6 protein-coding genes are annotated in these 12683 nt (G+C 52.5%); 3 read left to right on the top strand and 3 right to left on the bottom strand.

All coding sequences use genetic code 11. The annotated features are described in order from the left end of the window. Positions 1 to 21 precede the first annotated feature (21 nt). Together JMJ04_RS09425 and miaA are read left to right on the top strand one after the other, a co-directional pair. A complete protein-coding gene (locus tag JMJ04_RS09425; protein ID WP_307811704.1) occupies positions 22 to 2556 on the top strand; it encodes a serine/threonine protein kinase in 2535 nt (844 codons plus the stop codon). A gap of 20 nt (positions 2557 to 2576) precedes the next feature. After that, positions 2577 to 3509, top strand: a complete 933-nt coding sequence (miaA, locus tag JMJ04_RS09420; protein WP_201370273.1) for a tRNA (adenosine(37)-N6)-dimethylallyltransferase MiaA — start codon at positions 2577 to 2579, stop codon at positions 3507 to 3509. A 69-nt stretch (positions 3510 to 3578) separates the two neighbouring features. On the opposite strand, the gene JMJ04_RS09415 is transcribed toward miaA, so the two are convergent. Further along, positions 3579 to 7469 carry an AAA family ATPase gene (locus JMJ04_RS09415; protein WP_201370272.1) on the bottom strand — a complete coding sequence of 1297 codons (3891 nt, stop codon included), beginning with the start codon at positions 7467 to 7469 and terminating at the stop codon, positions 3579 to 3581. A gap of 71 nt (positions 7470 to 7540) precedes the next feature. Beyond that, positions 7541 to 8791 (bottom strand): metallophosphoesterase family protein, encoded by a 1251-nt coding sequence (locus JMJ04_RS09410; RefSeq protein ID WP_201370271.1) that lies wholly within the window; start codon positions 8789 to 8791, stop codon positions 7541 to 7543. Positions 8792 to 9349: 558 nt separating this feature from the next. Between JMJ04_RS09410 and JMJ04_RS09405 the strand changes: the two genes are divergently transcribed. Further along, positions 9350 to 10090, top strand: a complete 741-nt coding sequence (locus tag JMJ04_RS09405; protein WP_338001062.1) for an HD-GYP domain-containing protein — start codon at positions 9350 to 9352, stop codon at positions 10088 to 10090. A 58-nt stretch (positions 10091 to 10148) separates the two neighbouring features. Here the strand turns inward: JMJ04_RS09405 and JMJ04_RS09400 are convergent, their stop codons facing one another. After that, positions 10149 to 11039: a transporter substrate-binding domain-containing protein gene (locus tag JMJ04_RS09400; RefSeq protein WP_236038141.1), complete on the bottom strand. Its 891-nt coding sequence runs from the start codon at positions 11037 to 11039 to the stop codon at positions 10149 to 10151. Positions 11040 to 12683 lie beyond the last annotated feature (1644 nt).

The raw sequence follows: 12683 nt of genomic DNA, 5'->3' as shown, positions 1-12683 counted from the left end.
GCTAAGACGGAGGGGTTCGCCATCAACCAGCGTAGCGGCCAGTGGAATCCACAAACAGGACGCCTGGGAAGTAAGACGTTACTTCACAAGCGCTTTCTTATTCAACGCACCATCGGGCAGGGAGGTATGGGAGCTGTCTACCAGGCACGCGACCTCAAACGCCAGGCAGTTTGTGCCATCAAAGAGATGAGCCTCTCGACAGTTCCCTATGAAGAGCAAGAACAGGCCATTGAGAATTTTAAGATCGAGGCGAAAATTCTCTGGCGGCTGGATCACCCCAACTTGCCCAAGTTCACTGGCTTCTTCTCTGAGAATAATCGCCATTTCCTGGTGATGGAGTATATCGATGGCATGACATTGGAGGACCTGCTCCATCGCAATGGCGGCCCCTTCTCGGAACGACGAGTCCTGGGTTGGGCGCGCCAGCTCTGCGACGTACTCTCCTACCTGCATAGCCAGGATCCGTCCATCATTTTTCGCGATATGAAGCCCGGCAACGCCATGCTCACACGCGATGGGCGCATCAAGCTGATTGATTTTGGGATCGCGCGCTTCTTTCGCCAGGCCCGACACCACGATACCCAGCAACTAGGCACTCCTGGCTTCGCGCCTCCAGAGCAGTATGGCGAGGCCCAGACCGATGAACGCTCCGATATCTACTCCCTGGCGATGACGCTCTTTGAACTCCTCACCAATACACTCTCAGAGAAGGGCTTTGGGCTCAAGAATATTCGCCAGTCTCATCCCTACATCTCGCCAGCGGTGGCGCGCGCGCTGGAGATCGCGACCGCAATCGACCCCGACGACCGCTACAATAGCGTCGAGGAGTTCCGTAGTGCCTTACTTGGCGAACATATCTTCAGCTTTGAGAGTAGTGAACAGGCAACGAATCCACTGGAATTGGCAGAGCTTTGCGCGCTCTACCCCGACGAGGCTGCTGACTACCTGGCTAATGGTGAGATCGAGTCCTGGCTACGTGAGATTGGCGAGAACGACCTGGCACGGGCAGCGCGGTATATTCGCGTCACCGTGCTCGACCCCCTGGAGTCGGTCGAGCAATTTATTCGCAAGGTTCCTGGCGCACAGGTCTCTCTTTTCCCCTCGCCAGAGCCAGGTGAGGCTCCACAACGCAATGGACATAGCCGAGGCAGCCGGGGCAGCCAGAGTGGCAAACACCTGGCTGCAACGACAGCAGCCGGTTCAATTCAGAAGAGGCATAGCAGCAAACAGAGCGCGAAACCCGCAACCAGATCCATCCTGTCAGGTGGGCGCTACAAGGAGATGCAGTGGCTACGCTGGAGCACGCCTGCCATTGAAGTGAAACCCATTCGGCTCGATTTTGGGGAGGTGCTAGATGACCTCTCAGAACCACTCCCGCTCATCATTAGCAGCACATCAAGCAAGCCCATTCAGGGCACACTCCAGGCCAGTGATCCCTGGATTGTCCTTGACCGCGATGACTTTTCGGGCGAGACTACCTACGTCAATGTTCAAATTCAGAGCCATCTGCTCTATGCCGGACACAATAGTGGAATAATCACACTTCTTCCCACTGGGAAACAAGGAGCAGGCAAGGAGCGCGCCATCGAGGTCGTTATTGAGGCCGATAAGCAAGAATTAGCTCTCCGCTATACCCAGCATCATGGTGGCAAAACTATTGGCGCCGACCTGAATGACGAGGATGACGAATATCTTGATGAGCTGGACGACGCCTATAATTGGAAGCAGGCAACAGGCGCGCAACCAGGGATCACGGGGAAGCACAGGACACCCATGCGCGCGAGAACAGCAAGCGTATCCGCGCAACAGAGCCAGGTGCAATCCCAGGCTCAAGACGTAACCGCGACACCCGACACGCATATGAATGCAGAGGCTGCGGATATCGAAAAGTATGGCGACCCTGGTCTAAGCGACTACCAGGGTTGGGAGATTGTGAGCACAACTCGGCGCGAGCAAACAATTCTTAAACATATCTTTACCTGGTGTGGAGCCTGGGCTATAGGCGGCCTGGGCTATACACTTCTGCGATCACTGCTGGCAAACTGGCATATTGAGCCGCTCGCGCCCAGCCCCTGGTTTGTGTTCGTACTCGCAGTACTTATTCCCACCACAAGCATTGGCGCCTTGAGTAGCAACTGGCGATGGACGTGGCGCCTCCAGGATATTCTCAACCGCCTCTGTACAGGCATGAGCGCAACCCTGCTGGCGCTGGCTGTCCTCAAACTCTTCTGGCAACTGCTAGCGCAGATAACTCCAGGCTCAGTACAAATGATTTTTATGCTAGCCACTGCCGCCATCGCGGCCATCGTCGGCACTGATAAGCGCATGAGCAATATGGTTATCGAATGGATGACCTGGGCTTTAACCTCAGTGCGGCAACTAGTCATTGGCTTACTCATCGCGATTGGTGGGATGCTTGGCTTCCTGCTAACAATCGAGTATGACCTGAGCTGGTTCACGATTGCAGGCATGCTGATTGGTATGCTGGTTGCATCAAGCCTGCTCTGGCGGGTACATTACATAGTGAAGACAAAGCAAATCCTTGAGGATGCGTAGTGGAAGAGTAGGCCGCAAACATGGAGTATTCCCAAACTGCAATATTACCCAGACTACCAGTTATAGTAGGGCCAACGGCCTCCGGTAAGAGTTCGTTGGGCATTCAGCTTGCGCAGCACTTCGCGGGCGAGATCATCTCAGCAGATTCACGCCAGGTCTATCGTGGTATGGATATAGGAACAGCCAAGGTCACACCCCAGGAGCGGGCTATAATCCCTCATCACCTGCTTGATGTCGTCGACCCAGGCGAGACCTATACCGTCTCCCAATACCAACAGGCAGCTATCACCGTCATCAACGATATTCTGATGCATGGCAAGCAGCCCTTCCTGGTTGGAGGATCGCCTCACTACATCCAGACGATTGTCGATAACTTCGACATTCCAGCGGTCGCCCCTCAGCCCGAGCTACGCGCACAGCTAGAGGAGCAGCCTCTGGAAGCACTACTTGCCCAGCTGGAACTGCTTGATCCCCAGAGCTACGCCACTATTGACCGGCGCAATCCCCGGCGTGTCATCCGCGCGCTGGAGGTCTGTCTGGTTACGGGCAAGCCCTTCTCGGACCAGCGCGGGCAAGCACGACCACTCTACCATTGCCTGCTCCTGGCCATTGACTGGCCACGCGAGATCCTCTACCAGCGCATTGATGCGCGGGTCGATGAACGCATGGCTGAGGGTATGATACAGGAGGTAGAGAGCTTGCTTCAGCAGGGCGTCAGCCATGAACGCCTGGAGGCTCTGGGGCTGGAATACCGCTTTATTAGCCGCTGGCTGCGTGGCGAGATCAGCAGTAAAGAGGAGATGGTACAACGCCTCAAATATGCGATCCACGACTTCACCCGGCGTCAGCTCACCTGGTTCAGGCGTGATAAACGCATTCTCTGGCTGGCGGGTGGTACCGCAATGGAACAACAGGCCCAGGAGTTGGTCAAGGTTTTTCTGTCAGGAAAATAGAGAGATAATCACAGACATGAAGGAGCCGGGCAGCCTGTAGGCTGCCCGGCTCCTTCATGTCTGTGATTGTTATTTCTTTGGAGGGCGGACGGCTGCAACGGCCTGTGTGGCCCCCAGCAGATCCTCATCCTCCTCATCTTCCAGCCCAGAGGTCAGGTCGGAAGACGTCAGGGTATCTTCGCTGACGGCAACAGCTGCCAGACTTGGAACCACAGGAAGGTTGCTCTCGACCACCAGGCCATTATTCATGTACAGGTGATATGGGAACATAGCAGGATCGAAGGCACTGCTATGCGAGATCAACACAATCTGCTCAAAGTGCGTGCTAAGTACCTCGCTCGTGATCACATCGACCAGGGCCTGGGCACGTGTATGGTCGAAGGAGCTTAGTGGCTCATCCAGAAGCACAAAGCCGGGTACAACCTGCTCGTCCTGCGGGAGGGCCGCGATAGAGAAGGCCAAGCGCAATGCCAATGAGAGCTGATCCGCAGTACCACCCGAAAGCGCCGACCTGGGGATGTATTCACCCGCGGCGGCCTCCCATACATTGACGCGCACAGGCCCACCACTAATGGTGCCTTCCTCGTCATCCGTTGTCAGGTGGACATCGTGATAGCGCCCGCTGGTGAGCAGGGGCAGGATCTGCTGCATATAGTGTTGCGTACGTGGAACAACTTTCTGCAACACACGCTGATAGAGCTCATTGATCATGCGCTGACCATGATATTTTATCTGGTACGAACGCTCCTGCTGCTCGGCATGTTGGCGCGTCTCGTCCAGGTCGAGGGAGAGACGACCAGTTTGCAGCTTTTCGCTCAACTCAAGCTCCTGACGCTCCAGATCTTGCAGTTCCTGCGCGAAGGTGTCGCGCTTCTCTTCAAGCTCTGGACGTTCCTCAGCCTTATAATCGGCGAGGAGCGGCCAGATAGCCACGATATCCTCAAGGGCTAGCGAGCCTGGTTCAGGGCGTTTCAACTGCTCCAGGAGGGTATGTATACGCTCCTGAATGTTGAGAATTTCCTGCTTACACAGCGCAATCTTGGCTTTGGCCGCGCCTTCACGTCCATCCAATCTCTCCTTATCACGGGCCAGCGTCTGCTCGTTGGTTTCCTTGAGCTCTTCAGCACAGCGCACTCGCAGGGCGGAGAGCGCCTCCGCGAAGGGATTGGGTGGCACAATCCAGCTTCCCAGGGTATTACTATACTTGGCAAGCTGCTTGTAGTGTTCAGCCAGTAGATCTTGTAGCTCGCGAAGCTGCTTCGTATACTTGTTCAGGCGCTCCTGGAGAGTATATTTATTGCCCAGCGAAATATGAAGCTCTTCGAGCTTCTTGCGCGCCGCCAGCTCAGCGTTGCTGACGGGAGCCTGGCCGAAGGTGATGCCCAGGGCACTAACACGCTGGCGCAGCGAATTGTTCAGGGATTGCAGGGCCTGCTTCAGGGCGAATTGTTGCTCCCGTGTGCGCTCCAACTGCTGGGCCGGTGAATTTGCCATAAACTGCGCGTTGCGTGCGCTGATCGTCCGCTGGCGCTCAAGCAAGACGTCCAGGGCCTCCTGGTGGATTTTTACCTGGGCCGCCAGGTTGGTAACCATATCCAGCTTACCATCCAGGGAGGCCATTTCACGCTCTGTATCCTTGATATTGCCTTCGACCAGGGACTCTAACTCAGGCACGCCTGTGTTGGCAAGATCCTCGGGCGTCGAGAGGCCAATAAACGGCGTCACCGTTCCCGGTTCAGCTCCCTGGAGGCGCTCATTGACGCTGGGAAGTGGTAAGCCCTCCTGACCAGCTAGCAGCGTGATCTCCTGGTGCATAAGCTGAACCGCCGAGAGCTCTTTCAGGATGCGCTCCTCAAGGTGATCCCAGCCGGCCTTACGACGCTGCTCCTCGAGGAGGGCACTCTCCTGGCGTAACTTATTGACGGCCTCACCCGCCAGGTTGGCACGGTTGCGCGCGCCGTTGGCCTCTTCGCGGCGCCCCTGGGCGCGTTTCTGGATATCGGCCAGGCTCTCGCCCTCGTCACGAATCTGGTGTAACATATGATGCGCATCTTCGAGCGAGATAGGAATGGTACCACCCAGCGTTTGGATCTCGCGCTCCACCTGAGCCAGAGATTCAGGGCTACCACCCATACGGATGGCTGTTTCACGCGCGGCAACCATCATGCCCACTTTGCTGATGGCATCCTGCATCTGCCGATCTGCCTCCGTGGTCTCTTCATGTGCTTGCGATTGTTTCTGCCAGCCCCAGGCAAAGGCTCCAACTAAAAGGAGCGCAATCACACCAGAGATCACGCCTACCAGCACATTACCCTGGTTAAAAATCGCCCAGAGTGCGAAGCCCAGAGCCACGATAAAAGCTCCGCCGCTACCGAGCAACAAAAGTCGGTAGCGGGTAACGGAGCTACGCGCGTCCATCGCCAGATGGTTTAATTTCTCCTGATGGCGATAAGCCTCATGAACATGCTTCTCTGCCTGGGCCAGGCCCTGAGAAAGCCCCTTGAGGCGCTGCCACTCTTCCAGGTGACGACGCATGCTCAGCATACGCCAGCGCTTCTCCAACTCTTCCGCCTGCTGCTGCAACTGGCGGGCCTCGGCCTCGATATTGTCTAACTCACGCTGGGCATCACGCAGTGAGCGTGAGAACTGCTCAATCTGAAGCGCATTCTGGGCCGCATACTTCTTCTCTTCCAGAGACCGCAGATATTTCTGCTCCAGGCGACGCAGCTCAGCCAGACGCGAAGCAAGGGTCTGGAGACGTTCCAGGCGTGCTTCCAGGCGTGGACGATTGGTACGCCGGCGATCCTCAAGATCCTGCAAGGATTGCTGAGCTTGTAGCAAGCGCTCGCGGGCGTTCCCGACCTGGACCTCAATGCCTTTGAGATCCTCGCGCACCGTTTCATGCTCCTTCTGCTGTTGCTCCTGTTCCTTGATAGTATCGACAACACTCAAAAGGTCATTGGACATACGCTGTAAGGTACCAAAGGAGCGCAACAACTCACTCAACTCGCTCACGCGCTTCTCCAGCGCGGGCAGTTCCTCCTGCTCACGGCGCTCCAGTTCGGTTAGCTGGCGCTCCAGCTCTGGAATTTCATGCCGAGCCTCGGCAATGCCATCATAGGCCGAGATGATTTCCGCCAGCGTCGTATCAGCACGGCGCAACTGTTGCACACGATGCTGACGCATTTTGTGCTCACCGCGCTGCTTCTGGATATCTTTAAGCGCGGTCTCCTCCTCGACAATTTCGGCCTCCTGGGCCTGGATCTCGTCCAGACTCTCATGGATCGTGACAGCATCCAGAGCCAGTTCTACCTCGCCAAGCTGTTTGCTCACCTCGGGGATACGCGCCTGCATCTCAGCAAGCTGTAGGCGTTCGCGACTGACCTGGAGTGCCTGCTCATCTTCCGGGAGAACTTTGAAGCGCTCGCCGAGAGTGGCCAGTTGTTCCAGGCCAAGCAGGTGGCGAACCGTCTCTTCGCGCTCGGCTCCACTCAAATCCTCAAGGCGAGTCAGGCCTTTCTGCTCCACCAGGCAGGAGTTACGTAACGTCTCACCATTGATCTGGCCCAGTTCCGCAACAATGCGGGCATTGGCCTCGCTTAAATCAGTGATCTCATCGCCCTGCGTCACTCCGCCCTGGCTTACCAGCAGGCGAACCTGTTGTCCCTGGCCGCGCTCCAGGATGCGCGTCATGCTCACATCGGTCGTACCAATGGAGAAGGAGAGCGAGACAGTCGCACGCGGTGAGCCATAGGAAATTAAATCATCGAGGACGCGCTTCTTTTTGCGGTCAGAGGCCATTGGCTCGCCATAGAGGGCAAAGTAAATACTTTCGAGTAGCGCCGACTTGCCTGATTCATTAGGTCCCTGAATCAGGATACTACCCCGCTGAGGGAAATGAATATTTACCTCGCGCAAGAGGCGGAACCGCTCGACCGTTAAATGCTTCAGGATAATCATGGATACAACTCCGTTCGCCAAGCCCTTACCAGATCATCGACGAGACGCACCTGGTAGACCCCGGACACCATCTACCTTTTTACCTCATCCATCGCTTGCAATAATTCATGCTTCGTATATTGTAGTGCTTTTTTCTCTTGCTCAGCAGATGCCACGGCAATCCATTCGTCGGCCAGGGTCACCAGCTCTGTACGCAGTGAAAGGCGCGCCCCTTCTTCAACAGGAGAGGTCTCTTGCTCAGGCAAAACGGTAAGAGAGCTATCATCGATTGCCAGGGCGAAACAATGCTCCTCGCCCGTGCGCCGAATCTGATTCAGGTCCAAATCGTGAAACTGACGGCGCGAGAGCTGGCCCTCCAGACGGACCTGCAACATGGTATCGTCACCATACAGGGGGCGCAGGCGTTCAAGAATCAAAGTGGTGGGAGAAACAGCCTGGGTTTCATCTCCATTCTGTTCCAGCCATAGTTCATTCGTATGCAAAACCAGACGCTTGAACTGCAGTGCCTCGAGTGAGGGAATATGGTTACACCAACGGATCCCATCGGGGGCAATGCCCATAAAGACAAAGCCGGGTGTCTGCTCAGGGCTAGTAAAGTCCACATGCTGCGTAGCACCGGCCACTACCAGCTCAGAATGAGCCATGCGCATACGTGTATGTCCGTGGTGATAGCCGGCGAGAATATATTTAAACATGGATAGGTTCGCGATACTCTCACGGCTCACGCTGGCACGCACATCCAGGAGCGAGGAGTTCACGCTCAGGCCCTCTACTGGTGCATGCAAAAGTAAGATCGGTATGTCTGCTGCCTCAATATCGGGACGCACATAGATATTCGCCAGGGGATCACCACTCTGGCCAGCTAACGCGCCGATACCTGCAATACCAATGCGCACGCCATGCACATCAATGAGTTCTGATTCCAGCCGTTCTCCAGCTTTGAGGGCGGGCGGAATATAATGCAGGGCTCCCAGGCGCGCAAAGCTGCTCTGAGGGGCGGGCGTGGATCCGGTCAACGGAGTATCATGCGTTCCCCCCAACGCAAAAGTGCGTATGCCTGCCTGTTTAAGTTGGGCAAGACGCTCAGCCACAAAACTGCGATCTTGCTCATCAGGGCTCGGTGTATCGAAGAGGTCGCCCGCCTGAATAAACAGGTCGACTCCCTGCACGATAGCAAAATCCGTCGCCTGCTGGAAGGCCTGGCGCAGCCGCAGCTGGCGCTCTTCACGCCTACGAGGCTGCTGTCCAAAGGCGGAATAGCCCAGGTGGTTATCAGCGGTCAAAACCAGGGTCACGATATCACTTTGCTTCTTTTCTAACACGTTTGACTCTTGCGTCTTCTTTTGCTGTAGTGTAGATTTCTCCGCCATTTTTCGTCACTTCCAGATGCTATGCATGAAGGGCTTTATCCACTAATAAAGAAACACGGTATGAGTATTCTTTTCTCAGAGTATCAAGCTGAGTCTATCACAAAAGAGTGCGATACCAAACGAAATAGGAGGAAAACAGGGACTAATTGGGGAATAGCATTGTCTACGTTCTCCCTCTAGAAAAGGCTAAAGAAAAGAACGCGCCAGCGCACGCAAAGGGCATTATGCTAGCCAAAAGTACCTTTTTTGCAGGTGTACATAGACACCACTCAAAGCTACGTATTAAGATGTGACATATTCACACATGTAACGATTGGTTGAATAGAAACGAGAAAAGCGGTCGGAACAAGGCCTACCTTGCGTCTTCTATGTAGTAGGTAGTCATTACTTCCTGGGGGTACAGGTTGTATATCAAAGCCTATCTTTTTACTCGTTTTCTCTCGTTTTCTATGGACTACCTCTCGAAAACCTGAGCGCGAGCGAAGCGCTGGTTTTCGTATTAAGTAGGTGATGGTGATCTTCGCGGTTACCAGGCAGAGGGTACATTTCACCTGTAGGTGGGAGAGCAACGTGGTGGACGCTAAACAGATAACAAAAGATCAAGAGACAAGAAAAGTACTTCTTTCATTTGCTCAAAGTATTCAAGAGCGTGACATCGTGACCTATGAGCACTCCCGGCGCGTAGCAACATATGCCTCGCGCCTGGCTCGCCACCTGGGGTGGAGTAGGCGCGAGGTACGTGACCTGGCCCTTGCGGCCCTGGTACATGATTTGGGTAAAACCTGGATCGCCAATGATATCCTCAATAAATCAGCGGCCCTATCAGAGGAAGAGCGTCGCAAGATGGAGCGCCATCCTCTCATTGGCGCACGCATTCTTATTGGTTGCGATATCCATCCCTTCTATGTAGAGGCGGTCCTGCATCATCACGAAGCCTGGGATGGACATGGCTATCCCGTGGGACTTAAAGGGGAAGAGATACCTCTGAGTGCGCGTATCCTGACGGTCGCGGACGTCTATGATGTCTTAACATCTCAGCGCCCCTACAAGGCACCGCTCTCAAACGACGCCGCGCGCGAACGGCTCCTGCAAGCCTCTGGAGCAAGCTTTGACCCCATGATCATCCGCGCTTTTCTCCACCTGCTAGACAATACTCCAGGTTTTCCAGTGCGCCAGAACCTGTGTGGTATGCCGCAAACCGAGGACCTGGAACTCATGCTCTCGCCACAAACTTTTTTAACGGGGGCTTGATTTCTAGGATAGAAAGATAAGGTTTGAGCCTGGACGTTGTTCGGGTTCAAACTCGTCTTTAGGAGCTTAAAGCCCCGTGTATGAGGCCCCATTTCTTGATGAGACGATTATAGGTACCATCCTTCCGCAGTGTATCTAGCACGACCTGTATCAAATGTCCCAGGTTTACGCTCTCTTTGCGTACAGCGATTCCCTCCATTGTGACGTTGAGAATGGGGCCCGCCTGCTGCACGAGGTTAGCATATTTCATAGCATAAAAATCAACCTGCGGTAGATCCTGAAATGTAGCTTCTACACGCTTTTGGGTCAGGGCATCAATGAATGTATCGGGCGGAGAGATATATGTAAGCCTGATCGATGCCTGCCCGGCTTCAACGCAACTGGCGCTGGTCAATTCAAGATCGCTCTGCTCAAGAGAATTCTGGACGACGCCCACGCTTCTGCCACACAAATCATTAAGTGTAGCAATCTGCAAAGGATTGCCTCGTGGCACCAAAAGAGCCTCTCCTCCCTTAAAGTAAGGAACAAAATTCACCTTTGCCTGGAGGGTATCAGAGATAGGTATCGCGGCGATAGCTACATCCACCTCTCCCTGCGTAACCGCATCAGGCAGTGTTTTGTACTCCATGTTTGTAATAGAGACCTTCACTCCCAGGCGATGCGCAATTTCAGTAATCAGATCGATATCGAAGCCCATTGGACGCTGAGATGCCGGGTCAAGAAAGGCCTGTGGCGGATACTGCAAATAGCTGCCCACTGTTAACACCCCTGGTTGAATCAGGTCAGGAGAGGCCTGTGGTAGTGGCGAACTCAGGTGGGATGGTGGCGTTCCATTATTGGGTGCGGGGAGAGCGACGCCGCTACACGCGCTTATAGAGAGCACGATCACCAGGCAGCTCCACATACAGAGCCACAAAAACCAGCCTTGATTGAAGCGGGAGCGGTACACCAATCATCATCTCCTCTTTAAAAAAGCCCAGAATATCTCCACAAGAAGGTGTACTAAATACACATAATAACACTACGTTTAAAAAAGCACCTTGTATCACACCTATTTATGTAACAAATCGTCTCAGCGATGCACGGCAAGCAAAAGCTTACAAGATTTTATGCCATTTACATTCTCAACAAACATAGAAAGCTTATATGCATACTCATCTGTAAAGCCAGGTGCAACGATAAACTCTCGACTTCTGCACATTTTCCTCCCACTTATCCACAAAAATTGTGGATAAGTGTATAATTATCTGAATAACCCCCTTTGGACGAACACAAACGTTTCTCTATTGTCCACATTCCACCTTTATAGATCGAAGTTCTCCGCAACGACCACGTTTTATCGCATATTTCTGACAAGAAATAAGAGTTATTCACATTTTGTGTGGATAAGCTAGAACAATCACAACCTGCTTTGTACTAAATGTGGGGAATACTCCTAAAAATAAGCACTTATCCACAAGTTATCCACAGGTTATCCACCACTTTGCGCATTTTTCATACAATACGATATAATGTTAGAGTTATCCACATTTTGTGTGGATAAGTTATCCACACTATCCACACAAAATGGCTGTAATTGTGGATTTTTCCACAACACCACAACAAAGTTATCCACAGGTTATCCACATCTTCACAGCATTTTCACACAATACGATATAACGCTATAGTTATCCACAACGATTGTGGATAACTTATCCACAAGTTATCCACAAGACCCAGAACCTGGAAATTTTTTCAAAGTTATCCACACAAAATGTGGATAACTTATCCACAAGTTATCCACCGTTCACAGCATTTTCACACAATACGATATAACGCTAAACTTATCCACATTTTGTGTGGATAAGTTATCCACACTATCCACACAAGCAGGCTGTAATTGTGGATTTTTCCACAGAAGAATGAACAAAGATGAAAGAGTTATCCACAAAGCGAGCGGCGTTTTTAAGTTATCCACATTGATTGTGGATAACTTATCCACAAAGCGAGCAGTATTTCTAAGTTATCCACAATCGTTGTGGATAACTTATCCACAAATCCACAAGACTATCCATTGAAGTATGCGCATCTAAGACTTATCCACAATCGTTGTGGATAACTTATCCACAAGTTATCCACAAGACCCAGAACCTGGAAATTTTTTCAAAGTTATCCACACAAAATGTGGATAACTTATCCACAAGTTATCCACCGTTCACAGCATTTTCACACAATACGATATAACGCTAAACTTATCCACATTTTGTGTGGATAAGTTATCCACACTATCCACACAAGCAGGCTGTAATTGTGGATTTTTCCATAATATAATTTTATGCATTCCTAATTACTAATATATTTACATGAAAGAAATGCCAGAAATAGGAGTTATCCACATTTTGTGTGGATAACTTATCCACATATCCACAATCCGGTGGATATGTTTCGGAGTTTATCCACAAAGGGTGTGGATAACTTATCCACAATCCTCCAGCACCCTCCTTAGAAGTGAGTTTTATCCACCAGGTTATCCACAGGTTATCCACAGGTTATCCACCTTTTTTTGGCCTTTTTACCATATTGCGGATAACTTTTCCACATAGTTTGGAGCCGC

Source organism: Ktedonobacter robiniae, assembly GCF_016587375.1.
Lineage (GTDB): Bacteria > Chloroflexota > Ktedonobacteria > Ktedonobacterales > Ktedonobacteraceae > Ktedonobacter > Ktedonobacter robiniae.
This window is presented reverse-complemented; position numbering and strand designations above follow the sequence as displayed.